Genomic DNA, 26,903 nt, shown 5'->3' on the forward strand with positions numbered 1-26,903 from the left:
GTGCTCGGTTTAACTTGGCTTCGCCACTCCGGCGCCTCCGGTCGCAGCCTTCCAGAGCGCCTGCATGACCCGACGACCCTCTTTGCGCCGCAGGCACCCGTCCCTGTCGTAGAAGAACATCATGCGGCGGCGGGCGAACACATGCGCCATCCAGAGTGCGAAAGCCACTCCGACAGCCCAGCCCATTAGCGTATCGCTGGGCCAATGGGCGCCGACCAGCTGTCGTGACAGCGTGATCAACACGCCGACGGGGATGAAAAGCGAGCGCAGTCGGGGAAAGACCAGCGCCAGCGACATCGCCATCGCACCGGCCGTCGCCGAGTGTCCCGATGGAAACGCAGCAAAGTCGGAGTCGAACGTGAAGGGTTCGAAGTGTAGATGCCCGTAGGTTTCAAGAAGCTTGGGCCGTGCACGCCCGATCACGTTCTTGACCAGCGCAGCCGTCAGCCCGCCTCCGGCGACTGACAGAAAGATGAAGGCTGCTGCCGCAGTGATGGAATTTGCGCCGACCACCACCCGTCGACGCAATCGGCTGGAGGGGACGAGAACGCTGAGGATAAGCACGATACCGCTCGTCACCAGAATCTCAACGCCTTCACCCAGGTCCGTGATCCACTGGGCGAAGGGGCGAAGTTCCGCAGGAAAATCCTTCATCCAGCGGCCAAGAGTGAGATCTGCCGAAAGCATCAGCGAAACTGAAAGCAGCAGAAAAATGCCAAGGATCAGGATGGGTCGTTCCAGCGGCGCTCGTCTTTTCGGGTAAGGCACGACAGGGGGAGAGAACAGGCGTTCGAAACCCGCGGCTATCCTCGGTCTGCTGTCCCCCAATGCGGCGCCCATGTGGTCTCCCATAGCTTCCGATGATGCTGATAGGAAGATATCGCGCCGCTTGCAATGGCGGCTGACCGCCCCTCAACAGAACTCCAGGCTTTTGAGAGCGTCCACCATTACCGTCGAAGACGGTCCTCGATGCGGCAGAGTCGTAGATCCATCCAGGCCGAGACGGCTTCCCACCCGGAAAAGAAGTAGTCATGCGCATGATAGAGCGCCTTCTCGGGCTTGGCCTGCAACGACATCATCCGCTGGCTGAAGTCGTCGAAGGCATCGAGTCTCTCCTGGGAGACCTTCGCCTCCTGGGGATGAAGATCAACAGCTGACGACAGATCGGCCTGCAATCTTACCTTGAGCTGTCGCAGACCGTTCCCATCGTCCCGCCAGAGCCGGCGGGTGAGGAAGTCCAGCGCTTGCATGCCCGTCGTGCCTTCGTAGATGGTCATGACACGCGCATCGCGGAGATACTGCTCGAGCGGCCAGTCGCGTGTATAACCCGCGCCGCCGAGCACCTGGATTGCAGCATTGGCGACGCTAAAGCCGGCATCCGCGCCGAAATTCTTGATCAGCGGCAGCATCCAGGCGCAGAAACTTTCAAGCTCTCGGCGCCTCTCGTCATTGGGTGCGTAGGCCACAAGATCCATTGTGGCCGCCAGTTCAAGGACTGCCAGCCGTAGAACCTCCGTTCGTCGACGCATCTCCTCCAGCTGGCGCTGAACATCCGGATGCTCTGCGATCGGAACCGGAGGACTGCTTGACGAACCTCCCTGACGCCTTTCCTTCGCATATTGCTCTGCAACATCTACGGAGGCCGATGCCAGTCCAAGCCCCTGGCAGGCCGTCTGCAGTCGCATCACTTCGATCATGCGGAAGAGTTGCACGAGCCCTCGTCCCTCACTACCGATCAACGTTCCGCGCGCTTGGTCAAAGTTCAGCGTGCAGGTCGGCGAGGCGTGGAGCCCCATCTTGTCCTCCAGCCGCTCTACAGTGATGCCGTTCGGTTGCCCTTCGATCAAGTTCGGAACCAGGAAGAGACTTAGCCCCTTTGTGCCGGGCTCGCTCCCCGTCCGCGCCAGTAGGCAGTGACCGATGCGCTCGGTCAGGTCGTGGTCGCCAAAGGAGATCCAGGTTTTCCGGCCGGAGATCCGCCAGTCGTCCCCTACCCTCTCCGCCTTTGTCCGGAGCCGTCCCACATCTGAACCGGCATCGGCTTCCGAGATGCAGATCGTTGCGGTGCGCTCTCCCGTGGCAAGCTTCGGCACCCACTCCCGGATAAGCTGTTCGTCCCCGGCCTCCCAGATCAGGTGGGCTGCGGCACGGGTCGACCCTGCCACCATCATGAGCGCGACACAGGCGCGTTCGAACAGAGGCCCGCATGCGGCCTGGACCGTCAGCGGCAGTCCTTGCCCGCCACCGGCCTCGGCAAGATCGATGGCAAGCCAACCAGCCTTGCCATAGCTGCGGAAGGCCTCACGGAATCCTGCGGGCGTCTGCACCCGGCCCTCAAGCAGTTGTGCTCCCTGGCGATCCCCGGGAGCGTTGAGGGGCGCAAGCACGCGCTCTGCGAAGCCCCCCGCCTGACGGAGGATTTCGGCGACGGTCTCGTCGTCGCAGTCTGGCCGGCGCTGCTGCAATTGCCGCCAGCCAGGCGTCACCGCGAGCGCGGCAAGCGTCCTGTCGACCTGATCCCGAAACGACATCCGCGCCTACTTCGGCTGCATCCGAAGGGCACCGTCGAGACGGATGACTTCGCCGTTGACGTATTGATTCTCTATCAGAAACCGAACGGCCTCGGCGAATTCGGCGGGATTCCCGAGTCGGGAGGGATAGGGGATGGCTGCACCGAGGCTGTCCTGCGTTTCCTTCGGCAGTGCCAGTAGCAGGGGCGTCAGGAAGATCCCGGGAGCAACTGTGTTGACCCGGATCCCGAAGCGCCCGAGTTCACGGGCGGCGGGCAGCGCCATCGAGACTATGCCTCCCTTGGAAGCGGAATAGGCCACCTGGCCGACCTGCCCCTCGAACGCGGCAACCGAGGCCGTATTGACGATCACGCCGCGCGCACCGTCCTCTCGTTCGTCGGCAGCCGCCATCCGCTCGGCCGCCAGTCGCATCATGTTGAACGTACCGACGAGGTTGATGCGGATCACCCTATCGAAATCCGCGAGGGGCAGTGTCCCCTCGCGTCCCAATATCCGTCCGGCAGCGGCAATACCGGCACAATTGACGAGGATACGCAGGCCGTCCCCTGCCTTTGCAGCCGTGTCCACAGCCCGCTTGCCATCGTCTTCGTTGGCGACATCGCCAACCAGCGGCACGCCTCCGATATCCTCAGCAACCTGCCGGGCCGCCTTTTCGTTTCTGTCGAAGACATGAACGATAGCTCCTTGAGAGGCGAGCAGTCGGGTGGTCGCCTCGCCCAGCCCGGATCCGCCACCGGTGACGATCGCGCTCGATCCTTCAATCTTCATGCCGCAAGCTCCTTTTCTACCCGAATGACGTCTCGACCATCGCCGTAAAGAGCCTCGACGAGCTCTCCACGATGCGCAAGAACCGCCCGCTGGTTGATCGACCCCTTGTCTGTCACCTCGCCCTTGTCGAAGCGCAGCGGCTCACGCATCAGCATGACGCGCATCACACGGGTTGCCGAACCGCTGGCGGCGCGCTGATGCTCGGCAAGCTTGCCGGCGATCGCCTTCCGCACCGCGGGGTGGTCGAGTATCTCCTCGTCCCTCATGCTCGCCCCATCCTCGACCAAGGCCCGTAGTGCCGGCATGAACGGGACGAGAAGCGCTCCCAGCTCCAGGCGGTTTTCGCCTGCGATCACCGCATCGCGGACCAGGCCGCCGAACTGGTTGACGAGTTGGGCTCTCAACACGCCGACCGCGACCCAGATGCCGGTCTGCAGCTTGAAATTCTCGGCCGTCCGGCCGTCAAAGTAGAAGCCCTTGCGCGGATCACCCGCGCAGGCGAAGCGGACTGCGTCGCCGATGCGATAGAAGCCTTCCTCATCGAACGCCTCCGCGGTAAGCTTTTCGTTGCGCCAGTAGCCGGGCGTGACGTTCGGCCCCTTCAGCCGAAGTTCATATTTGTCGTCGAAGGGAACGAGCTTCATCGTCACGCCCTGTGCCGGTATCCCGATATTGCCCGGCCGATCCTGCGGCTCGGTGCAGAAGAGCGCGAAGGGTGCGGTCTCTGTCGATCCGATTCCAGTGCACAAGGGTACATGCTGCTGGATCGCGCTTTCGGAGAGCTCGAGGAGTGCGTCCCAGGTATGCTGCGCCATTCCCGCGCCGGCATACATCAGCATCTTGAGATCCTTGAAAAAGCTGTTCCGTAGCAGTTCATCGTGCCGCATGGCTTCAACCAGCATCTCGAAGCCCGCCGGAACGTTGAAGTACCATGTCGGCGACACGTTACGCAGGTTGGCGATCGTCTGGCCGATCAACGCGGGAGCGGGCTTGCCGCGATCGATGTAATAGGTCCCCCCATTGTAGATCGCGATATTGAAGCACTTGTTACCTGCCGCGGTGTGGTTCCAGGGCGCCCAGTCGACCAGGACCGGCGGCTCCTCGCGGAAATACTGATAGCAGTCCGCGACCATCTCCTGGTTCGAGCACAGCATTCTCTGGGTCTGGATCACGGCCTTGGGTGAACCGGTCGTCCCGGAGGTGAAGAGGAATTTTGCCACCGTATCCGGCCCCACGGCATCGAATGCACGGTCGACCTCGGGCCCAGGCTGGGTGCGGAGTATTTCCTCGAACGAGTAGGTGTTCGCCCGTTCGACCGGAAGATCTCTGACACCTGCGACGGGAAACTCGGAACCGAAAACCGTATCGACGGCATTGCGGAAGGCATCATTGCTTTCGGCGAACACGAGCCCCGGCGTGATCTGCCGGACGACATCCTCCAGCTTGGCCAGACCTGTTGCGCTGGTTGCGTAGGCCGGCGCGATCGCCGCCGACGGCACGCCGACATGCTGGGCGCCGAGCGCCATCAGCGCATGCGCTATGGAGTTCTCCGAGAGGATCAGCAGTGGTCGATCAACGGAAAGGCCGAGATCCAGGAGGAATTGGCCGATGCTGCGAACGCACTTGAGCGCATCTCGATAGCTCACGGTCTGCCATTCGTCCGTTCCTTCGCGATCCGCCATCCAGACGCGATCGGGCGCCGTCCTGGCCCAGTGGACCAGCCGCTCGTTCATCTTCGCCGGATAGGGACCGAGCTGATCCTCCCGCCAGATCAGGATCTCGCCATTCGGACGGTTCTCCCAACGAAGAACGGGCGACCACAGCTGCGCCTCCCGCACCGCTTTGCCGGCCATGACACCTCCTCCCAGAGATTGCTGTCGAATTTTTGTTTACAAGGAAACAATCTCCTCGTAAACAATTATACGAGGAACGGGTGAGCCCGAGACGAGGGAGAAGCGACAGAATGGCCGACCAGCCGGCACGCAATTTCGTCAGCTACGAACTTCAGGGCGAGATTGCGCACATCGGCCTCAACCGGCCCGAAAAGCGCAATGCGATCAGCGACAGCTTCGTGGAAATGATCGCAGATGCGGTCGCACGCGCCGAAAGTGAGGCGAAGGCGGCAGTGCTCTATGGTCACGGCGATCACTTCTGCGCCGGCCTCGACCTCGCCGAACATGTGAAGAAAACGCCCATCGAAGGCATACGCGGCTCTCGCCGTTGGCACGCCGTCTTCGGCACCATCGAGCATGGCACCATCCCGTGGATTTCGGCGTTGCATGGAGCCGTGGTCGGCGGCGGCCTAGAACTGGCTGCCTCGACCCATATCCGTGTCGCCGAGCGGTCTGCCTTCTTTGCGCTTCCGGAAGGACAGCGAGGCATCTTCGTTGGTGGTGGGGGCTCGGTCCGCGTGGCGCGCCTCGCGGGCGCCGCCCGGATGACGGACATGATGCTGACGGGCCGCGTCGCCACTGCCGAGGAAGCCGAACGCTGGAACCTCGTCCAGTATGTCGTCGATACGGGAGAAGCGCGCCGGAAAGCGCAGGAACTTGCCTTGGCGGCAGCTAGCAATGCGACGATCTCCAACTATGCCGTCATCAACGCCCTTCCGCGCATTCAGGACATGGCGAAGGAGGACGGGCTGTTCGTCGAATCCTTCATCGCCTCCTTTACCGCCACCAGCCCGGAAGCGGAGGAACGGCTTAGAGCCTTTCTCGATAAACGGGCCGCGCGGGTGAAGGCGCCCGGAGCGGCGGGAGGCGGCTGACATGGATGTCTCCTCGCGACGCATCGAAAGGGTGAAGCTTGATGAGCTTTCCGGCTCGCTCGGCTTCCTCCTGCGCCTTGCGCAGTTGCGGGCCTTCGAGGAATTCTTCTCCGATCGTGGCCCGCGCGGATTGAAGCCTGGGGAGTTCTCGGTCCTGTGGGTAATCGCGCGCAATCCCGGCATCCGGCAGAGCCTTCTCGGCCAGCGCCTGATGATCAAGCGGGCGCATATGACGAAGTTGATCCGCGTCCTGGAGGATCTCGGACTGGTGTCGCGCCGGACACCCGAGGCCGATCGCCGGGCCGTGGAGCTTACGCTCACCGCCAAGGGCCGGCAGGCAGTGGAGACGTCGAGCACCGAGTTCTTCTCCTACGAGGAAACGACGGGCGAGCCTTTGAGTAACGGGGAGCGCACGCAATTGATATCGCTTCTGCAGAAGTATGTTGGACTGCGGGAGGGAGAGGCACGATGAACGTCGATGACCTGATCGCGATCGACATCCACACCCATGCCGAGGAGCCCTGTTGTGGGCCGCGGGATGACGGTTACGACGAGTTCCAGGCCGGGATGGCCCGATACTTCAAGAACCCTGCCGGCGCCAAGGGCATGCTGCCGACGGTCGAGGAGACGGCTGCGTACTACCGCGAGCGCAGGATCGGCTGCGTCATCTTTCCGGTCGATTCCGAACGCGAGACCGGCTTCCGACGCTATGAGAACGAGGAAGTGGCCGAGATCGCCGCGCGGAACGCTGACATCATGATTCCATTCGCGTCGATCGACCCCGCAAAGGGAAGGCTTGGCGCCCGCGAGGCGCGGCGGCTCGTGCGCGAATTCGGGGTCCGGGGTTTCAAGTTTCACCCGACGATGCAGGCCTTCTATCCGAATGATCGTAGTGCCTATCCGCTTTACGAGGCAATTGCCGAGGAAGGCGCGATTACCCTCTTCCATACCGGCCAGACCGGCGTTGGTGCCGGCATGCGCGGCGGCATGAACATGCGCCTGAAGTACTCGAACCCGATCTATCTCGATGATGTCGCGGCGGATTTTCCCGACATGCCGATCATCCTGGCGCATCCATCCTTTCCCTGGCAGGAGGAGGCCCTGTCCGTCGCGACACACAAGCCGAACGTTTACATCGACATGTCAGGCTGGTCCCCCAAGTATTTTCCGCCGATCCTGGTCCGCTACGCCAACACCATGCTGAAGCACAAGATGCTGTTCGGCTCGGACTGGCCGGCAATTACACCGGACCGATGGCTCGCCGATTTCGAAGGGATTGAGATCCGCGACGAAGTTCGCCCGCTGATCCTCAAGGAGAATGCTCGCAAACTGCTGAAGCTTTAGAACTGCCATCTGCAACATGTTCCAACTGGGAGGGAACGAACATGAGACGCATGCTTGGAATACTGGCGGGAATAGCGGCACTTGCCGCAACCACCGCCGATGCCCGTGAACTTCGCATTGCACCCGGCGCACCGCCGGCGCATCCATCGCACAGCCACCTTTATTCGAAACTGGCGGAACTCCTTCCGGAGGTTTCCGGCGGCAATCTTACGGCTCAGGTTCTGGGGCCCGAAGTTGTCGGCCTCGGCCAGATGAAGGATGGACTCCAGAGCCAACTCGTCGAGATCGGCAACCTGTTGCCGTTGTACTTCCCCGCCGATCTTCCGAACATGTCGCTTGCCGGCGAGCTGGCTCTCTCCGGTCGCGAACCGCATGCCATGGCAGCGGCGATGACTGAATACATGGTCACCTGCGACACATGCCAGGAAGAGCTGAAGAAATTCGGCGTCACCTATCTCGGCTCGGGATCGTCGGATGTCTATGCCCTGCTCACCAACAAGCCGGTGCGGACGGCAGAAGATGTCAAGGGACTGAGGCTGCGCAGCGGCGGAGCGCCGTTCTCGCGGTGGGCCGAGCACTTCGGTGCTGTTCCCGCCAACATCGGCGTCGGCGACACCTTCGAATCCATGTCACAGGGTGTCATCGACGGATCAATGGCGTCGATCGGGGACCTTCTGTCTTTCCGGCTCGTCGAACTGGTGAAGAACATCACCTTCGTGCCTTTGGGCACCTACCACGCCACCTCTGACTTCACCGTCGCCAACACGACCTGGGAAAGCCTGAGCGCCGAGGAGCGCAAGCAACTGGCGACTGCCGCCAATGAGGCCAACGTCATCTTCACCCAGAGGTGGGGATACGAGATGGCCGCCGAGGCAAAGGCCGCCGCCGAGAAGGCCGGCATTGAGTTCGTCGAGCCCGATCCGACATTCGTCGAGGCAGTAGAGGCCTTCGCCGAAGCGGACAAGGAGACGGCCGCAAAAGTGTCTCAGGAACGCTTCGGCTTCGCCGATGCCGCAGAGCGGGTCGCTCGCTTCTCGGACCTCGTCGAGAAGTGGACAGGCATCGTCAAGGAGGCCAACAGCGATCCGCAGGAGATCGCCAAGCGCCTGGACGAGGAAGTCTGGAGCAAGGTCGACTTCGAGACCTACGGCATGTAACGCGCCGTCGCGGGGCTCGTCCCCGCGACCCACCCCCGTCTGACCACTCTCAAATGGATCGGCGATGCTGCTCGTCACAAGGCTCACTGACAGGCTCGCGCGCATACTCGCCTTCGTTGGCGCAGCGGGCGTGCTCGCGATGATGGTGCATGTCTGCGCCGACGTCGCCTCGCGCGCGATGACCGGCGCCTCGCTGCCCGCAACTGTAGAGGTCGTGTCCTATTACTACATGGTGCTCGTCGCCTTCCTTCCGCTGGCCTGGGTGGAGCGGAAGGAGGGGATGATCTCTGTAGAGCTTCTAGACTTCCTGCTGACGCCACGCATGCGGCGTGTGTCGGACCTCGCCGTCGTCCTCTTCTCCATCACCGTCTACGCAGTCATTGCCTATGCCAGCTGGCTGACTGCGGTGAAGAACTACCAGACCGGCACCTTCGTCATCGCACTGCAGACGAAGATCGTCACCTGGCCAGGTTATTTCCTGCCACCGATCGGATTCGCGCTCGCCGCGCTGATCATGATCGTACAGCTGTTGAAGATCGTTCACGGCAAGACAGATGCCGACTGGGGTGCCGCCGAATGAATGTCGAGGTTGGTTTCTACGGCGTCGGCATCGTGCTGCTGCTCCTGCTGTTGCGCGTACCCGTGGCGCTCGCCATGATCGCTGTTTCCTTTGGCGGCATTGCCAGCCTCCTCGGTATCAGGCCGGCGCTCGGCATCGTCACCTCGACACCTTACAGCTTTGTCGCCAGTTGGACGATGAGCGCCGTCCCGATGTTCCTGCTCATGGGCTTCGTCGCCTTTCACGCCGGGCTGACCGCCAGCCTGTTCGGCGCCGCCAAGGCGATCCTTTGGCGGGTACCGGGAGGTCTGGCCATCTCCTCCATCTTCGCCTGCACCGGGTTTGCGACCGTCTCTGGCTCTTCGATCGCCTGTGCGGCCGCCATGGGGCGGATCGCCATTCCGGAAATGGTCGCGGCCGGCTACAGGCCAAGCTTCGCGGCGGGTTCGATTGCAGCGGGCGGAACGATCGGCGCGCTGATCCCCCCGTCCATCCTGATGATCATCTACGGCGTCTTTGCAGAGACCTCGATAACTCAGGTCTTCATCGGCGGCATTGGCGTCGGGTTGTTGACCGCTTTGTTCTATTGCCTGGTGGTGCTGGGTTTCTGGTGGCTGCGACCTGACGTGGTACCACGCAACAGCGCCGGCACCTTCCGCGAGGCCGGCGGGCTGCCGGCAATCTTGAGGATCTGGCCGCTCGCGATCCTCGTGGTTCTCGTGTTCGGCGGATTGTTTTCCGGCTATTTCACAGCGACGGAGGCGGGCGCGGTCGGTGCCGGCGGCGCGATCCTTCTATCGCTGGTGACGGGCAAGCTCACCACGCACGTTCTGCGAACATCACTGCTCGAGACGCTGACGACCTGCGCTTCGCTCTTCATCATCGGCATCGGCGCGTCCATGTTCACCCGTTTCCTCGGGATCACGGGGCTGTCCGGCTTCATCGGCTCCATGGTTGCCGGATCTGAACTCGGCTACGTCGAGCTGATGAGCATCATCGTGCTGATCTACCTCGTTCTGGGCATGTTCATGGAACCGTTCGGGGCCATGCTCGTGACGCTGCCGGTTCTGCTGCCGTTACTGAAGGCGGAAGGGATCAGCCTTGTCTGGTTCGGCGTCTTCGTCGTCAAGATGCTGGAGATCGGCATGATCACGCCACCCGTGGGGCTGAACGTCTTTGTCATCAGGAACGTCGCGTCCAGCTACGTTACCGTGATCCAGATCTTCCGCGGTATAGTTCCCTTCCTGTTGGCAGACATCCTGGTGGTAGCGGTGGTGATAGCCTTTCCCGGCATCATTCTCAGCTTGCCGCTTCTCTTGCAGTAGCGGGCATGACTTCAGCGGAGTGATCGCACAAGGCGCTCGCTCCCTAGGTACGATGCAACGGTCTCACCACAGCCCGGCACTTCAGGCGAAGTGTGCACCTACGGCTGACGGCAAGCCGCCTCAAGATTTGCATCGTCCGCCGGCAGGTCGATCCACTGCGCACCCGTAACCGAGCCGTCATCGGCGATCGATACGTCATTGCCGACGAGGTCGGCGCGGCGGTTATTATCGCAGTCGAAAACAGCCTTGATCACGGTCGTCTGCTGCCAGCGTGCGGCCAGGATCATCGACACCATGACCTGGCCGGGCTGTTGGGGATGCCGCTTGGCGGTGGAGGTTTCGACCGCGGTGAACCGCGTTGTCAGCGGGCGGATATAGGACCACGGCCTCCAGATGGCGCGCTCCGTATTCGACCACGTCACCACCACGGACTGCGGGAAAGAATTCCGCATCCGGTCGAACCAGCTATACTCGCTCCAGATGGCGTAGGAGATCATCCCGAGGCCAGCCGCGGCGGGGACGATCCATTTCGGCAGCCGTCCCCGGCTGATCCATCTCACGCTCATGGCGATACCGGCCAGTGCCACACCAGCCACCACGGCGGCAATCAACTCGAACAACATTTCCGACTTCTTCCTTTACACCGGAGCGCTTCCAGAATTGGCGAGCGCAGACTGCATGGTCCGCACCACCACGAAGGCGTCTCGCAAGTGCGACCTCTCGAAATCTCCGAACTCATAGGGTCCGAGATAATTGTTTGGCCTTTCGCCAGCCTTGATCTGGTTTGCTTGGTTGCGCAGCCTGAAGTCGGCGATCAGATCATAGGCGGCAATCAGATCCCGCCCTCCGGCGCTGGAGATAATCCCCACCTCCTCGGCCGCCAGCAGGCGCGCGCGGGTGTTGACGGGTGTCAGCCGTCCCGTCAGCGCATAGACACGGGCAAGGTCAATCACTGGAACGACGCCACTGTGCTTCATGTCGATCTGGTTGCGATTCTCACCCACCCGGACGGTCGCAAATCCTCGCAACAAGCCGAGCGGCGGCGCATGCTTCAGCGAGTTACTGATCATGTGAGCGACGAATAGCGAGTTCCGGCTCGCCTGCGCCAGGGTCTCGGCCTGCAGCTCCTGGTAGAGCTTCGCTTCCCCAACGATCGGTCGCAGGTCGAACATGACGCTCGCCAGCATCTGCGCCATCGGCTCCGGCTCCCGAATCCAACTCCCGAAATATCCCCTCCACACGCTGACCGGCTGGCACCACCGGCGATTGGTGGCCATCATGTCGCCGGGGCAGAAGAAATAGCCGCAGGCATCCAGGTTATGGCTGACGAAGCGGGCAAGCTTTTCGAACCACGGTCGCTGGCTTTCCTGGAAACGGTCGTCAATGAAGATGCAGTTGTCCTGGTCGCTGACGCCCGTCTGTTCCTGGCGGCCCTGGCTGCCACAGGCAAGCCACAGATAGGGGACTGGGGGTGGGCCGAGATCCGCTTCCGCGAGCGCTACAAGTCGGCGCGTCACCGCATCCGTGATGTCCGTGATCAGTCGCGTGACGACGTGATGTGCATTGTTGCCCCCAACCAACTGAACCAGCAGCTGCGGTATCTTCGCCGTCACCGCGCGAAGCTCGGCCACGCCCTCCGCATTGGCAATCTCCCGGATAAGGATTGCGGAGGAGAGCGCCTGGAAACGGGTCAGGTCCGTCTGCGTGATCATTCCCCTCAGGCGCTCACCGCTGACGATCGGAAGGTGGCCGATCTTCTTCTCCAGCATCAGATTGAGAACATCAGACCCCAGGTGGTTTTCCGAGAGGGTTAGCGGCTCCGCGGTCATGATCGCGCCAACCTTCGTGCTGATCGGATCAAGCCCCTGGGCAAGGACGCGAGAGGTCAGGTCGCGGGTCGTCACCAGACCGACAAGGCGGTCGCCATCAACGACGCCCAGGCTCGATACCCTTCTGTCCCGCATGATCTCGGCGGCGTGGCGTACGCTGTCTTCGGGCGAACAGGTGAGCGGTGGCGCCGACATCAGTTCGCTGACCTTTCGCATCGTCACGTCAGCGCGTCGAAGGTCGGTGGTGCGTCCGCGGGTGAAGAAGCGGCCATAGACCGGCTGCTCCAGCATCAGCCTCTTGAACTCGGCCGTGGGCAGAACAAGCAGGATGGCATCTGACAGCGCATTGGCGGTCGTCGCGGCGCGACCGTCGGCCATCAGACCTCGTTCGCCGAGGGAGTTTCTAGGGAAAAGCTGCGAGATTACCGTACCGGACGCGTCGCGAACCTCGACGCTACCTTCCATGATGAGAAAGAGACCGGGCAGCGGTTCGCCGCGGGAATAAATTTGACCTCCGCCAGATACATGGCGGCATTCGAAGCGTGGTATCAGTCTGTCGAGTTCGTCCCGGGGCAGGCTATCATAAGGATGAACTGTATGCAGAAATCCCGCTATGTCGTGGGTTTCCACACCCATGAAGCCCTCATATGGCCGTATCGGCAACCCTCGACTGAAAGAAGGAAGGCGGCAGGATTACTGCCGCCTTCCGAGAGCTTGGCTGTTAGTGGTGGGTCGCCGCACCGGCACCGCGAGGTACGCGGATCGACTCGACGAGATCCTGCACGTGCTGCGGCGGTGCCTGCGTCATCATCGAGACGACATAGGCGGTGCCGAAGTTGAGCAGCGCACCGATCGGGCCGAACGCCGTCGGCGGGATGCCGAACAGGTAGTTGGCCGGTACGTTTTCTACCATGTTCGTGCCGGGGATGAAGAACCAACCCAGGTAGGCGAACAGATAGAGGCAGGTCACGATCAGACCGACGAGCATGCCGAGGGTGGCGCCGACCGAGTTGATGCGCTTCGAGAAGATGCCCATCATCAGGACCGGGAAGATGCTCGCTGCGGCGAGACCGAAGGCAAGTGCAACGGTCTGGGCCGCAAAGCCCGGCGGGTTTAGACCCAGCAGAGTTGCCACCAGGATTGCACCGGCCATCGAGATACGCGCGACCAGCAGCTCGCCCTTTTCCGAAATGTTCGGAACGAGCCAGTCCTTCACCAGGTCGTGGCTGATAGCCGACGAGATGGCGAGCAACAGGCCAGCCGCCGTCGACAGAGCGGCAGCGAGACCGCCGGCTGCGATGAGGCCGATCACCCAGCCCGGAAGCTGCGCGATTTCCGGATTTGCGAGAACCAGGATGTCGTTGTTGATGGTCAGTTCGTTGCCGGTCCAGCCACGCTGCGTTGCGGTTTCGGTAAAGCCGGCAGCCGCGTCGTTATAGTACTGGATGCGACCATCGCCGTTCTTGTCCTCGAACTTGAGAAGGCCGGTGGTCTCCCAGTTGCGCATCCAGTCAGGCCGCTGCTCGTATTCGACAGCCTGTTCCTGCGGACCGTTCGGGAAGATGGTGTCGATGATGTTGAGGCGCGCCATGGCACCGACAGCCGGAGCCGTGAGGTAGAGAAGCGCAATGAACACCAGCGCCCAGCCTGCCGACCAGCGGGCATCAGCCACCTTCGGAACGGTGAAGAAGCGGATGATGACGTGCGGAAGACCGGCAGTACCGATCATCAGCGACAGGGTGAACAGGAACATGTTCAGCATGCTGCCCTGGGCGGTATAGGCGTTGAAGCCGAGGTCGGTGACCACCTGATCGAGCTTCTGCAGAAGCGGCAGTCCCGATTCCGTATGGGTCGAGAACAGGCCTAGCCAGGGAAGCGGGTTGCCCGTCAGCTGCAGCGAAATGAAGATCGCCGGGATCGAGTAGGCAATGATCAGGACGATATACTGGGCCACCTGCGTGTAGGTGATGCCCTTCATCCCGCCGAGAACGGCATACACGAAGACGACGGCGGACGCGATCCACAGACCGGTCGAGACGTTGACTTCGAGGAAGCGCGAGAAGGCGACGCCGGCACCGGTCATCTGGCCGATAACATAAGTCACCGAGATGATGATGAGGCAGATCACAGCCACAAGGCGAGCCGACTGGCTGTAGAAGCGGTCGCCGATGAACTGCGGTACGGTGTACTTGCCGAATTTGCGCAGATACGGAGCGAGCAGGAGAGCCAGCAGGACGTAGCCGCCGGTCCAGCCCATGAGATAGGTGGAGTTGGCATAGCCGACGCCGGCAATGAGACCTGCCATGGAGATGAAGGAGGCGGCCGACATCCAGTCCGCAGCCGTGGCCATCCCGTTCATGACCGGATTGACACCGCGGTTGGCGGCGTAGAATTCAGCGGTAGAGCCCGCCCGGGCCCAGATCGCGATGCCGATATAGAGCGCGAAGGACGCGCCCACGATCAGCAGGTTGAGTGTATACTGGTCCATTGTTCCCCCGTCCCTTACTGCTCTTCTACGCCGTGCTCACGATCGAGCCGGTTCATGTAGATTGAGTAATAGAAAATCAGCGCGATGAAGACGATGATCGAGCCCTGCTGTGCGAACCAGAAGCCCAGATCGGTCCCCCCGACCGGGATCCCCGAAAGCATGGGACGCAAAAGGATGCCGAAGCCGTAGGATACGATCGCCCAGATCACCAAGCAGATGGTGATGATGCGAATATTTGCTGCCCAATAGGCATTGGACGATGATTTGTCCGTCACGTGTACCTCCTCCAAAATTCGCGTCCCCCTGAGGACGCAACCTCCTGTCCAAACGCTCACCGAATCCCAACACGAATGGACAAGTGTCAAGAAGTACCTAATCGGTTAGGGTGCGTACATTCTCCGATAGTCGTAGTTGTCGAAAGCCCATTACTTTGGGCTTCGAAAGACGAGTTTTCCACAGGAACACGCGAAAGGCGCTAGGCGCAAAAGTCTTGTGTGCCGTCCGCGGCAAAGGCCGCGTTGGACTGGGCTACCCTAAGTCGCTCGATTGAGGTCCCTCAAGGGCTCCCGACCCCGGCTGGAAAGTGCCGGCCGGAACAATCCGGCCGGCACTGGGCATATCACTCTTCGCCGAGCCAGGCGTTTACCTGGTCCGGATGGTCTTCGATATACTTCGCCACGGCCTCCTCGTAGGACGTCTCCTGCGCGTTGAACATGCCCGCCTGCAGGTCGTCGATCGGCAGTTGCATCCTCGAGAGGAACCCGGCAACTTCCGGATTGTCTTCCTTGAAGCCCTTGCGAGCGAGAACGTCCACATGTTCAGCTTCGCCCAGGGAGGTCTTCGGATCCTCGATATAGCGGATGTCGTACTTGCCGAACATCCAGTGTGGGCTCCAGGACGTTGCTACGAACCAGTCCTCGGAGCGAACGGCGCGGTCGACGGTGGTCAACATGCCCGCCTCGCTGGAGATCTGCAGCTTGTAGTCGTCGAGGCCATAATCCTTCAGCGCCTGCTGAGACAGGCGCGTCAGTCCGGCGCCCGGGTCGATACCTTGGACAGTGTTGCCAAGCTTCTCCTTGACCTCGTCCTTGGCAAGGTCTTCCATCGAACTGATGGCGTCTTCCGGGATATAGTTCGGCACGACCCAGCCCAGTTTGGCGTTCTCGTAGACGGTGCCGAGCGTTTCCACGTCGTCCTTGATCTTCGCATAGTAGTCGGCATGCGTCTGCGGAAGCCATGCCATCATCATTGCGTCGAGATCGCCGCGGCTGACGCCCTGGTAGAGCGGTGCGACATCCGTCTGCACCAGTTCGACCTCCTGGCCGAGTTCGTCCTTGATCAGTTTCGCGGCAAGCTTGGTGACGAACTCCGCATCAGACCATGCGGCCCAACCGATCTTCACCGGTTTTGCATCCTGGGCCAGGGCGATTGTGGAAACGCTGCCGGCGATAACGGCCGCGAGGCTCAGCGATACGAGTTTCTTGATCATGTCTGCTCCTTTTTTGAAGGTTCGCATAAGGCGGAATGCCCAAGTGTGGTCTGCGCGACGTTCAGGCGTTCGCCTGCTTGGTCTCTTGTCGCGCCACGACGGGGAAGAGGGTGCGCCAGAAGGCCGGCCGCTCCTTCCCGAAGCTCTGCGTGATGCGGTCGAGCACCACGGCGAGGATGACGACGGCCAGGCCGCCCTCGAAACCCGTGCCAACGTCCAGACGCTGGATCCCGGTCAGCACGGTATTGCCAATGCCGCCAGCGCCAATCATGGAGGCAATCACCACCATCGACAGCGCCAGCATGATGGTCTGGTTGATGCCAGCCATGATGGAGGGTAGCGCATTCGGCAGCTGTACCTTGAAGAGCAGCTGCGATGCCGTGCAACCGAAGGCGTGGCCCGCCTCGACGAACTCCACGTCGACCTGACGTATCCCAAGATTCGTCAGGCGTACGACCGGCGGCATCGAGAAAATGACCGTGGCGATCGTGCCAGGCACGGCGCCGAGCCCGAAGAACATGGCGGCGGGAATAAGGTAGACGAAGGCGGGCATCGTCTGCATCAGGTCCAGCACCGGGCGCACGGCGGATGCCGCCGAGTCCTTGGCGGCCATGGCAATCCCGAGCGGCAGGCCAAAGAGCATGGCGATGATCGTGGAGGCTATGACGAGCGACAATGTCTCCATCATCGCCGGCCAAAGACCCATCTGGTCCACGAGCCAGAGTGCGACGGCAGTGAAGATGGCGAAACCCAGGCCGACCCGCCACAGCGAGAGTGCAACGAAGATGGCAAGGCCAACGATCATCGGAAGGGCCGTCAGCGTGTCCTGTATGCCCCCCGTGACTAGCCCGATCGCTACAGCAATCGCGTCGAGGGCAGGAGAGAAGTTGTCGAGGATATAGTTGACGATCGTATCGACGCCGTCACCAATGTCGAAGTTCATGATTGCATCCTATCCGTGATCTGCTCAGCTGGCGCGATCAAGCGTCTCGAGAAGCATTGATTTGCTGATAGAGCCGAGATAGCGGCCCTCGTCATCGACCACGGGGAGCGGCCAGGGACTGCCGGCCACCCTGCCGAGAAGATCCGACAGGGGCTCGGTTGCCGCGATCGGCTCGATGTCGGTCAGAAATGCGCTTCGGTAGGGATCGGCAGCCTTTGACCTGACCTTTTCCACCAGCGAGGTCTGGCTGACGATGCCTTGGTACTTCTTGTCGCGACCGACGACGATCGCGTACTCCCGGTCGAAGTTCTGCATCCGCTCAAGCGCAGCGGCCGCTGATACGCCCTGACGATCGATAATCGTCACCTGCGTCTTGCGGGCAATGTCCCCGGCCTTGAAGACTTGGGTGACGTCCACGTTGCGGAAGAAGGACCGGACGTAGTCGTTGGCGGGCCGGGTGACGATCTGGTCCGGCGTACCGACCTGGATCACGCTGCCGTTCTGCATGATGCAGATCCGGTCACCGATCCGCATCGCCTCGTCGAGATCGTGGCTGACGAAGACGATGGTCCGGCTATGCTCCGCCTGAAGGCGGACAAGTTCGTCCTGCATTTCCGTGCGGATCAACGGGTCGAGCGCCGAAAAGGCTTCATCCATCAGCAAGATCGTGGGTTCGCTGGCAAGCGCCCGGGCGAGCCCCACGCGCTGCTTCATGCCGCCGGAAAGCTGGTTCGGCCGACTGTCGGCATAACCCTCGAGGCCGACGGCCTTCAGAGCGACCATGGCCTTTTCTTTCCGTTCCCGCTCGCCGATCCCGGCAACCTCCAGCCCGAACGCCGCATTGTTCAGCACGGTCCGGTTCGGCAGAAGCGCAAAAGACTGGAACACCATGCTGATATCGCGGCGGCGGATATCGATGAGCTCGCGACGCGACATCTTGGTGATGTCCCGCCCGTCAATCTCGATCGACCCTGCGGTCGGCTCGATCAGACGATTGAGAAGTCGCAACAGCGTGGATTTTCCGGAACCGGAAAGGCCCATGATAACGAAGATCTCGCCTTCTCGGATATCGAAGCTGGCATCGTTGACACCAATGGCGCAGCCGGTCGCTGCATGGATTTCCGGCTTCGACTTGCCGGCCCGGACCATCTCCATGGCTTTTTCCGGCCGCTCGCCGAAAACCTTGAACACGTTTCTCAGCGTGATCTTTCGCGGGGCATCAGGGCCGGCGACATCGCCAGCGGACACCACGGAAGAAGTAAAATCATTCATCTTGCACCGGCCTCGCACCACACGAGGCAAACCTCCATCAGTATAAAATATACGCTCAGCAAACGAACGACCAGGCGCAGATTTTCTCAAGTTACGCAAGGTCGTTTCATACTATTTCTAACCGCATCTCGATTGGGATTTGACGGAAGAACGTCAGATCCCAATCGAGATGCGATGCGCTGAGCGCCAGCGGACAAAACGTCATCCCATCAGGAGACACTATCCTGTCTAAAGAAACGGAATTGCGATGTCCATGAAAAAACGGAACGAACAACGCGCAATCCGCGATATTCCATTCTCAAACACCCTCGCTCAGCGGGCGGCTTGGGAATATTTTGCCCAGTCAGGATGCGGACAGCCGCCTACTCATGCTGCACGGAAGTCAGCCGACCTTCAGATATTGCTCGCCTTTCCCCGCTCCGCGATCTTCTGCAGACAATGCGCCCGAGAAAACGTCGCCGATACCAATGAGAACAGGCTCATCGTAGCCGATTTCGGAAATACCCGCCCCGAGCTCGATGAGTTTTCCGATCCACCGGCGCTCCTGCGGACGCGCCACGGAACTGACGATCACCGCGGCGGTCGCACCCGGCATCCCCTCCCCCAGAAGGTGATCTCGGATCTGGGTGGCCGTTCTGCCGCCCATATAGAAGACACTGGTTGTTCCAAGCTCGGCGAGGCTCCGCCAATCGAGGTTTGCGGGCAAGCGGCCGTCGCGGGCATGCCCGGTCACGAAACGAACTGACTGAGCATGGTCGCGATGGGTCAGCGAGATGCCGAGACGCGCGGCCATGGCGCTGGCCGCCGTGATGCCCGGCACCACATCAAACGCAATCCCCTCGCGGTCCAGAACCGTGATCTCTTCGCCCGCGCGACCAAAGATCATCGGGTCACCGGACTTAAGCCGAACGACATGCCTGCCGCTTTTGGCAAAGTCGATCATCATGCGGTTGATGTCATCCTGGCGGCAACTCTCCCTTCCACCGCGCTTGCCGACCAGCATGCGCTTCGCCTCGCGACGCGCCAGTTCGAGAACCTCAGCCGAAACGAGATCGTCGAACAGGATCACGTCGGCGCATTGAAGCGCGCGAACCGCCTTGAGGGTCAGATACTCCGGATCGCCCGGACCGGCTCCCACCAAAGTCACGCGACCGATTTTCGGTCCCGCTGTATTTTCCGCCGTGAGTGAGAGCAGTTCCAGTTCTGCCTGGGCATCCGGCCCATCTTGCTCCGCAAAGGCACGGTCGACGAAGCGTTCCCAGAAGGCGCGGCGCGGCGCACCCTGCTGCAGGCGCTCACTCACCACGTCACGAAGCCTATGGGCGAGGATCGCCCAGCCCTTGAGAGCAGCGGGCAGCAGGGTCTCGATGCGGCGGCGGATGGCCTGCGCCAGAATGGGCGCGGCGCCGTCGGTGGAGATGGATACGATCACAGGTGAGCGGTTAACGATCGAGCCGAACTGGAACTGGCAAAACTCCGGCTTGTCGATGACATTGACCGGAACCCCCGCCGCCTTCGCCGCTTCGAAGAACGCGGCGGCATCGGTGTCGTCCTCGCAATCGGCAATGGCCATTGCAGCACCTTCGAAGACATCGGCCGCCCAAGGTCGGTCGTGGTGGATGCAACATCCGCCACCATCCTGGGGACCCCGTCGGATCAGTGCCTCGAACGTCGAGGAAAGTTCGCTGACCGGCGCGAACACGGAGACTTCCCCACCGCAAGCGCACAGAAGCTCCGCCTTCCAGGCAGCGGCATCCGAACCGCCTGCCACCACCACTCGCTTGCCGGCGAGGCTCCAGAATATCGGAAGCTTGGCAAGCGGCTCGATCCGACGGGGCGCCTCGGTCCGGCCTTGGATATCGGGGTGTTCCAGTTCAAACATGCAAATCTCCATTGACGGGCGAGAATGCGTCGGGGATGGACGTTCACCAGGCGTTGTATGAAAGGAACTTGCCGCTCATCCTGATCTCGATGCGGTCACCCTTCGGATAGGGGACCTTCTCCACGCTCATGTCGAAGTCGATCGCACTCATGATCCCGTCGCCGCCCTTCTCCTGGATCAACTCCTTCAGGGTCTGACCGTAGACGCCGATAATCTCGTAGAAGCGGTAGATGCAGGGATCGGTCGGAACTGCCTGAGGAAAGACCTTCGTCGGATACTCCGAAAGGACGACAGCCGCCTCCTGCGGCAGACCGAGGTTAAGCACCAGCGCCTCGGCCTTTTCCCGCGGCAGCGTGTTCATGCCGAGGCAGGCAGACGTCACGAAGACCTCGCTCATACCGATGTCTTCGGCGATTTTGGCCCAGGAAAGCCCGCTCGCGCGCTTGCGCTCATAGATCAGATCCGTGACGTCCTGCTTGGTCAACATGCGATCATGCTCCTGTGTTCGTGGCCAACGCTTCGCCAGGCACAAAAAACGCTGCGTCCCCACCCTGCCCTCAAGTGGCAGCGATGATGTCCACAGCGTCGATGCTGGTGCCTGATTTGTGGCCACCCGGACTGCGCCATTGCAGTCGATCGGGTGTGAAACGGCCTGCGCCGTTGATGTCATAGTGCCAGACCTGATCTGGCTGCACAAGATCTAATCTTTCGTGATTGCCGCCCAAAACTTAGGCATACAGCTGCTGCCACAGCAGCAGAAGCACCAGCAGCAGCGCCAGTATCAGCGACAGCACCTGCCAGAACAGCAGCGGATTGCATTGCGTCAGCGGCGTTCTTGCCGTTCTTAGGATGTGCTGCTTCGGATGGGACAGGTCATAAAGGAATTCAGAAATGGCTTCATAGCGCCGCCCTGGGTCCGGATGGACGGCTTTGCGAACAGCGTCATCGATCCATTGCGGTACGTCTGGCCGGCACTCACGGATGGAGGCGTATCGCAGTCGGGCTTGCTGTCGTGCATTGCCGGTTCTTGCAACAGCGGCTCCATAGGGGAGGCGTCCCGTCAGGATCTGGTAGGCGATCACCCCAAGCGAGAACAGATCCGACTGCTCGTTTCCACGTTCTCCTAGGAAATATTCGGGCGCGGTGTACTGAAAGGTGCCAAGAATATCCTCCGCATCCGGCGTATGTTTCGCCTCGACCAGCCCCTCGACGCGGGCCGATCCGAGGTCGATGATCTTGGCGGTGCCATTGCTGTCGATCAGCACATTGTCCGGCCTGAGGTCCTGATGGATGACCTCCTTGCGGTGCAGGGCCCGGAGCCCTTCGGCGATCTGCGAGATGATCGCTCGCATCGAAGCCAGGTCAGCTTGAGGATGATCCTTCATCCATTGCGAGAGCGTTTCACCAGCAACATAATCCATGACGAGATACAGAGACCGGCGCGGAATGATCGTATCGCTGGATTTTACGACATGGACGCTGGAAACCCGGCGGGCGACCCATTCCTCCATTGCGAACCGCCGCAGATAGGCCTCATCCTGCTGCAGGTCCGCCGACGGAAACTTCAGCACCACGGCCTCGCCGTTTCGCGGATCGCTTGCAAGAAAGACATGGCTACGGCTGCTGGCATGGATCTGCCGGTGGACGCGGTAGCCCTCGAACTCGCCGGGAACCGACGGCAGCGAGGCGGGCGGCAGTGTCTCCATCCTGTCGAGAAGAGGCTCGAAGCCCGGCTCCGGCAGTTGATCGATGCGGACGATCTGGATCGTGAGGTTGTCGTCACTGCCGTTTTCCAGAGCCCGTGCGGCAATTTCGCCAGCCGCCCGATCCAGATCCGGGTTCGCCGCAATCTCCGCTGCGATCTGCCTCGGTCTCAGGTGATCGTGAACACCGTCGGTGGTGAGGACGAAGACGTCGCCTACTTGCAAGGGGATGTGCCGATAATCAATCTCAAGGGACGGAAGCAGGCCAAGGGCTTTGGCGATTTGGGTATCCGACCCGGATAGGACAAGGCGATGTTCGCGCGTCAGCGGCTCGACCTCGCTGCCCGAAACCCGCGCAATACGACTATCGCCGACATGAAAGATGTGGGCGCGCTCCCCTTTGAGCACCAGCGCGGAAAAGGTCGTGACATGGGCGCGGTCGCGATCTTCCACATGCCGGCTTTGCGCATGCAGCCAGGAGTTGGTGGCGTCGATGACGCGGCTCGCCGACGTCTTCACGGTCCACGCATCGGACGTGCAGTAATAGTCGGTCAGAAAGCTTTTCACCGCCGTCTCGGCCGCGACATGCCCCACGGGGCTGGTAGAGATCCCGTCGGCGATCGCGAGCGCTACCCCCTTCATGGTCAGCGCCACGCCGGACGGCACGATGGCACCATGAAAATCCTGGTTCAACGGCTTGCGCCCGGCCGACGAGTATTGCCCGATGCTGACGCGTAGCGCAGCGGTGTCGCGAATGTTGAGCATCACGGGAGCCAGATAGGATCGGTCCCGCCCACGGCGGGACCGATCCTCGTTTTTTTCTGTTATTCTGCTGCGACCAGGCGCGCCGCAGGCTTTTCGGTCACCTTGCGGCTCGGCGATGTGCGGTAATGGGTGGCGTAGATCATCCCGCCGACGAACGTCAGTCCCCCGACGAGATTGCCGACCACAGTCGGGATCTCGTTCCAGATGAGGTAGTCCCCCCAGGTGAACTGGCCGCCCAGCATGATGCCCGAGGGGAAGAGGAACATGTTGACGATGGAATGCTCGAAGCCAAGGTAGAAGAAGACGAGGATCGGCATCCACATGGCAATCACCTTGCCCGACACCGAGGTCGACATCATCGCAGCGATGACCCCGGTCGACACCATCCAGTTGCACATGACCGCACGGATGAAGAGCGTCAGCATTCCCGAGGCGCCGGCAGCGGCGTAGCCCAGTGTCCGCGATTCACCGATCGCACCCAGTTTTTCGCCGACCGCGTTCGGTGCCTCCGAAAAGCCCATGGTGAAGATGATGGCCATGAAAACTGCGGTCGTCATGGCACCGGCAAAATTGCCGATGAAGACCAGCCCCCAGTTACGCAGGATACCGCCAACGGTTACGCCTGGTCGACGGGCGATCAGGGCAAGCGGGGCAAGCGTGAAAACGCCGGTGAGAAGGTCAAATCCCATAAGGTAGAGCATGCAGAACCCCACGGGGAACAAGAGCGCGCCGAGGAGCGGGTTTCCGGTGTTGACGGTGACGGTAACTGCGAATGCTGCCGAGAGCGCCAGTATGGCGCCGGCCATATAGGCCCTGATCAGAGTGTCCTTGGTGGACATGAAGACTTTGGACTCGCCCGCATCGATCATTTTCGTGGCGAATTCCTGGGGTGCTACATAGGACATCGAGTTTCCTTTCGCGATGCAGGAGACGGCTCAGCAAGCCGCGGTGGTTGCAGTGAGGTTGAGGTAGACGTTGCGACCTTCGATCCGTACGGGGAAGGTTGATGTCCTTCCCTCGTCGGCGCCTTGGGCCTCCCCGGTTTCAAGCGAAATCACCCAGTTGTGGAGCGGGCATGTGACGCAGCCGTCATGCACGATCCCCTCGCTGAGCGGCCCGTTCTTGTGCGGGCACTTGTCTTCCAGTGCGAAGACGCGGTCATCCGCAGTCCTAAAGACCGCGATCCGTCTTGCACCATCCTTGATGCGCCGGGATCCCTGGCGCGGGATGTCGTCGATCGTTCCGACAAGCGCCCAGGCAGCATCGGCAAAAGTGATATGCGCGTTCATTCCGCTGCTTCCTTCTGGATGACGGCCATGGGGTTGAATTCGTGCTTGTCCTTGCCGGAGACGCGCTCCGACCACGGGTCGACCTGAGCGTATTTCTGGCTGAGCACGAAGCGGTCGTAGTAGGCTTGGCGCTTGTCGCCATCCTCCATGATCTGCCGGCGAATCTCGTTGATGCCGATGCGCTTGGCCCACTTGTAGATGCGCTCGAGATACCGTCCCTGCTCCCGGTACATCTGCGTCAGCGCCACAATGTGCTGGAGCGCCTCGTCTTCCGTCCTGACGAGGCCGAGGACTTCCGTGCCCTTGATGTCGAGCCCGGCAGCGCCCGCGAAATGGATCTCAAAGCCGGAATCGACGCAGATGACGCCGATATCCTTGCATGTCGCCTCCGCGCAGTTGCGGGGGCAGCCGGAGACGGCCATCTTCAGCTTGGCGGGCGTCCAGGATCCCCACATGAACTTCTCGATGCGGATGCCGAGGCCGGTGGAATCCTGGGTGCCGAAACGGCACCAGTCAGACCCGACGCAAGTCTTTACGGTCCTCAGGCCCTTGGCATAGGCCTGGCCGGAGACGAAGCCGGCCTTGCCGAGATCTGCCCATACAGCCGGCAGGTCCTCCTTCTCGATCCCGAGCAGGTCAATGCGCTGGCCGCCGGTCACCTTCACCGCCGGAATCTCGAACTTGTCGACGACATCGGCGATCGCCCGCAACTCCTTCGATGACGTCATTCCGCCCCACATGCGTGGGACGACGGAATAGGTGCCGTCCTTCTGGATGTTGGCGTGGACGCGCTCGTTGATGAAGCGCGACTGGTAGTCGTCGGCGTACTCGTCCGGCCAGTCGCAGACGAGGTAGTAGTTCAGCGCCGGCCGACACTTGGCGCAACCGCAGGAGGTCTTCCACTCCAGTTCCTGCATGACGGCCGGGATGGTCTTCAGGCCCTTCGCCTTGATCAGCCTGCGAACGTCGTCGTGACCAAGATCGGTGCATGGGCACATCGGCGTGACGGGGGCGGGATTGTAGCGATCGCCAAGCGTCAGCGTCATCAACTGCTCGACCAAGCCCGTGCAGGTGCCGCAGGAGGCGGATGCCTTCGTGTGGGCGCGAACCTCCTCAAGCGAACTCAAGCCCCGCGCGGTGATAGCGCCGGTTATCTTCCCCTTGCACACGCCATTGCAGCCGCAGATTTCCGCGTCGTCCGGAAGAGCGGCAACAGCAGCCAGAGGATCGAGCGGCGAGCCGCCCTGGTATGCCTGCCCGAAGACCAGTGTGTCCCGCATCACGGAGATGTCGGTGCCCTTCTTCTTCAGGTCGTTGAACCATGCGCCGTCGGCCGTGTCGCCGTAGAGGACCGTGCCGATGATGCGGTTGTCCTTCAGCACGATCCGCTTGTAGACGCCTGCGGTGGCATCTCGTAGGACGATTTCCTCGCGGCCGTCTCCCTCGGCGAAATCGCCGAGGGAGTAGAGATCGATCCCGGTGACCTTCAGCTTGGTCGGGGTGTCGGAATGGACGAAGGCCGGACTGGGGTCGCCGGCGAGGTGCGAGGCGGCGATCCTCGCCATCTCGTAGAGAGGGGCCACGAGGCCGTAAACCTGTCCCTCCACTTCCGCACACTCACCTACGGCGAAAATGTCGCCGTCGGACGTCTGCATACCGGCATCGACGACAATGCCTCGGTTGACGGCAAGGCCTGCCTCCCGGGCGAGCACCACGTTCGGCCGGATGCCAACCGCCATGACGACCAGCGAGGCGTCGATGACGCGGCCGTCGTCAAGCGCGACGCCTTCAACCCTACCGTCGCCGACAATCGCCTTGGTGTTTGCATTGCAGATAACCTTGATGCCCCGCTCCTCGACCGCCTTCTGCAGGAGATAGCCCGCAGCCGGATCGAGCTGCCGCTCCATCAGGGTCGGCATGACATGGAGAACGGTGACATCCATGCCGCGCTGAGCAAGACCCGCTGCGGCTTCCAGTCCGAGCAGCCCGCCACCGATCACCACCGCCTTCTCGCGCGCTTGTGCGGCAAGCAGCATGGCGTTGACATCGTCCAGGTCGCGGTAGGTGATGACGCCCGGCAGATCGTTTCCGGGCACCGGAATGATGAATGGAACGGAACCGGTTGCTACCACCAGCTTGTCATAGGGCTCGGTAACGCCGTGATCGGAAGTGACGGTTTTGGCGCCCCGATCAATCGCGACGATCCGATGCCCCTTGTAGAGGGTGATGCCGTTGTCGATGTACCAGCCATCGCCATGAATGACGATCTGCTCGTAGCTCTTCTCTCCAGACAGCACCGGCGAGAGCATGATGCGATCGTAGTTCACACGGGGTTCCGCGTTGAAGATGGTCACATCGAATCGGCCGGGCGCCTGCTCGAAGAGATGCTCCAGCATCCGTCCGGGGGCCATTCCGTTGCCGATGATGACGAGCTTCTCGGTCGTGGTAGTCATGGGCTCTCCTTGGTGGAGGGTCAAAAACGAAAAAACGCCGCTCGGAGATCGCGCTTGCGGGACGGGCCCGTGCTGCAAAATCCTTGCGACGTCGATGTCTTTGGCGGGCGCGGCTGTTGCGTCCTAAAGTCCGATCTCCATTGATCGGCCCGCTCTATACCAAGCAAGGCCTGTGCCAGATTGGATGGAAGCGTCTAACTCATTGACGAGCCAGAAACATTTTCCTCAATCCGCCGCGGCTGCCGGGAGCAGCACCCAGCGATGTTGCCGAACATTTGGGCGAAACAGCCGATTTCTGATGCCGGTCAATTGAGCAGCGACGACGCAGACTTAAAAACG

Annotated in this window: 23 protein-coding genes; 6 read left to right on the top strand and 17 right to left on the bottom strand. The window is 61.4% G+C overall.

The window, feature by feature from the left end; genetic code table 11:
* Positions 1–9: 9 nt before the first annotated feature.
* The 4 genes from FN060_RS17815 to FN060_RS17830 form a co-directional block, all read right to left on the bottom strand.
* A complete protein-coding gene (locus FN060_RS17815) occupies positions 10–840 on the bottom strand; it encodes a phosphatase PAP2 family protein (RefSeq protein WP_244665848.1) in 831 nt (276 codons plus the stop codon).
* Between the two features lie 107 nt (positions 841–947).
* Positions 948–2,531: an acyl-CoA dehydrogenase family protein gene (locus FN060_RS17820; protein WP_142589253.1), complete on the bottom strand. Its 1,584-nt coding sequence runs from the start codon at positions 2,529–2,531 to the stop codon at positions 948–950.
* A 6-nt stretch (positions 2,532–2,537) separates the two neighbouring features.
* The gene (locus tag FN060_RS17825; RefSeq protein WP_142589254.1) at positions 2,538–3,299 is read right to left on the bottom strand and encodes an SDR family NAD(P)-dependent oxidoreductase; all 762 of its coding nucleotides are present in this window, start codon (positions 3,297–3,299) and stop codon (positions 2,538–2,540) included.
* Positions 3,296–5,152: a feruloyl-CoA synthase gene (locus FN060_RS17830; RefSeq protein WP_142589255.1), complete on the bottom strand. Its 1,857-nt coding sequence runs from the start codon at positions 5,150–5,152 to the stop codon at positions 3,296–3,298. The genes FN060_RS17825 and FN060_RS17830 overlap by 4 nt, the downstream gene beginning before the upstream one ends.
* Before the next feature lie 110 nt (positions 5,153–5,262).
* Between FN060_RS17830 and FN060_RS17835 the strand changes: the two genes are divergently transcribed.
* The 6 genes from FN060_RS17835 (at position 5,263) to FN060_RS17860 (ending at position 10,451) form a co-directional block, all read left to right on the top strand.
* On the top strand, positions 5,263–6,066 hold the full coding sequence (locus tag FN060_RS17835) for a crotonase/enoyl-CoA hydratase family protein (RefSeq protein ID WP_142589256.1): 804 nt from the start codon (positions 5,263–5,265) through the stop codon (positions 6,064–6,066).
* Between the two features lies 1 nt (position 6,067).
* The gene (locus FN060_RS17840; protein ID WP_142589257.1) at positions 6,068–6,538 is read left to right on the top strand and encodes a MarR family winged helix-turn-helix transcriptional regulator; all 471 of its coding nucleotides are present in this window, start codon (positions 6,068–6,070) and stop codon (positions 6,536–6,538) included.
* A complete protein-coding gene (locus FN060_RS17845) occupies positions 6,535–7,410 on the top strand; it encodes an amidohydrolase family protein (protein ID WP_052639960.1) in 876 nt (291 codons plus the stop codon). The genes FN060_RS17840 and FN060_RS17845 overlap by 4 nt, the downstream gene beginning before the upstream one ends.
* A 41-nt stretch (positions 7,411–7,451) precedes the next feature.
* The gene (locus FN060_RS17850; protein ID WP_142589258.1) at positions 7,452–8,567 is read left to right on the top strand and encodes a C4-dicarboxylate TRAP transporter substrate-binding protein; all 1,116 of its coding nucleotides are present in this window, start codon (positions 7,452–7,454) and stop codon (positions 8,565–8,567) included.
* Between the two features lie 64 nt (positions 8,568–8,631).
* On the top strand, positions 8,632–9,147 hold the full coding sequence (locus FN060_RS17855; protein ID WP_142589259.1) for a TRAP transporter small permease: 516 nt from the start codon (positions 8,632–8,634) through the stop codon (positions 9,145–9,147).
* A complete protein-coding gene (locus FN060_RS17860) occupies positions 9,144–10,451 on the top strand; it encodes a TRAP transporter large permease (protein ID WP_142589260.1) in 1,308 nt (435 codons plus the stop codon). The genes FN060_RS17855 and FN060_RS17860 overlap by 4 nt, the downstream gene beginning before the upstream one ends.
* A 98-nt stretch (positions 10,452–10,549) precedes the next feature.
* On the opposite strand, the gene FN060_RS17865 is transcribed toward FN060_RS17860, so the two are convergent.
* From FN060_RS17865 to nirB, 13 genes are all read right to left on the bottom strand, one after another.
* The gene (locus FN060_RS17865; protein ID WP_142589261.1) at positions 10,550–11,074 is read right to left on the bottom strand and encodes a hypothetical protein; all 525 of its coding nucleotides are present in this window, start codon (positions 11,072–11,074) and stop codon (positions 10,550–10,552) included.
* Between the two features lie 15 nt (positions 11,075–11,089).
* A complete protein-coding gene (locus FN060_RS17870; protein WP_142589262.1) occupies positions 11,090–12,916 on the bottom strand; it encodes a DUF294 nucleotidyltransferase-like domain-containing protein in 1,827 nt (608 codons plus the stop codon).
* 85 nt (positions 12,917–13,001) lie between these two features.
* A complete protein-coding gene (locus FN060_RS17875) occupies positions 13,002–14,768 on the bottom strand; it encodes a sodium:solute symporter family protein (protein ID WP_077545938.1) in 1,767 nt (588 codons plus the stop codon).
* A gap of 14 nt (positions 14,769–14,782) precedes the next feature.
* A complete protein-coding gene (locus FN060_RS17880; protein ID WP_077545939.1) occupies positions 14,783–15,043 on the bottom strand; it encodes a DUF4212 domain-containing protein in 261 nt (86 codons plus the stop codon).
* Between the two features lie 344 nt (positions 15,044–15,387).
* The gene (locus tag FN060_RS17885) at positions 15,388–16,257 is read right to left on the bottom strand and encodes a glycine betaine ABC transporter substrate-binding protein (protein WP_077545940.1); all 870 of its coding nucleotides are present in this window, start codon (positions 16,255–16,257) and stop codon (positions 15,388–15,390) included.
* A 61-nt stretch (positions 16,258–16,318) separates the two neighbouring features.
* On the bottom strand, positions 16,319–17,200 hold the full coding sequence (locus FN060_RS17890; protein WP_077545941.1) for an ABC transporter permease: 882 nt from the start codon (positions 17,198–17,200) through the stop codon (positions 16,319–16,321).
* Positions 17,201–17,224: 24 nt separating this feature from the next.
* A complete protein-coding gene (gene proV / locus FN060_RS17895; RefSeq protein WP_142589263.1) occupies positions 17,225–18,472 on the bottom strand; it encodes a glycine betaine/L-proline ABC transporter ATP-binding protein ProV in 1,248 nt (415 codons plus the stop codon).
* Between the two features lie 382 nt (positions 18,473–18,854).
* Positions 18,855–20,354 carry a siroheme synthase CysG gene (gene cysG / locus FN060_RS17900; protein WP_142589264.1) on the bottom strand — a complete coding sequence of 500 codons (1,500 nt, stop codon included), beginning with the start codon at positions 20,352–20,354 and terminating at the stop codon, positions 18,855–18,857.
* A gap of 43 nt (positions 20,355–20,397) precedes the next feature.
* Positions 20,398–20,841, bottom strand: coding sequence for a cyanase (cynS, locus tag FN060_RS17905; RefSeq protein WP_142589265.1), 444 nt, complete (start codon positions 20,839–20,841; stop codon positions 20,398–20,400).
* 241 nt (positions 20,842–21,082) lie between these two features.
* On the bottom strand, positions 21,083–22,822 hold the full coding sequence (locus tag FN060_RS17910) for a bifunctional protein-serine/threonine kinase/phosphatase (RefSeq protein WP_142589266.1): 1,740 nt from the start codon (positions 22,820–22,822) through the stop codon (positions 21,083–21,085).
* A 59-nt stretch (positions 22,823–22,881) separates the two neighbouring features.
* Positions 22,882–23,727: a formate/nitrite transporter family protein gene (locus FN060_RS17915; RefSeq protein WP_142589267.1), complete on the bottom strand. Its 846-nt coding sequence runs from the start codon at positions 23,725–23,727 to the stop codon at positions 22,882–22,884.
* Positions 23,728–23,757: 30 nt separating this feature from the next.
* On the bottom strand, positions 23,758–24,111 hold the full coding sequence (gene nirD, locus FN060_RS17920) for a nitrite reductase small subunit NirD (RefSeq protein WP_142589268.1): 354 nt from the start codon (positions 24,109–24,111) through the stop codon (positions 23,758–23,760).
* Positions 24,108–26,564: a nitrite reductase large subunit NirB gene (nirB, locus tag FN060_RS17925; RefSeq protein WP_142589269.1), complete on the bottom strand. Its 2,457-nt coding sequence runs from the start codon at positions 26,562–26,564 to the stop codon at positions 24,108–24,110. The genes nirD and nirB overlap by 4 nt, the downstream gene beginning before the upstream one ends.
* Positions 26,565–26,903 lie beyond the last annotated feature (339 nt).

Origin of the sequence: Pseudorhizobium halotolerans (assembly GCF_902153235.2) — a bacterium.
Taxonomy (GTDB): domain Bacteria; phylum Pseudomonadota; class Alphaproteobacteria; order Rhizobiales; family Rhizobiaceae; genus Neorhizobium; species Neorhizobium flavum.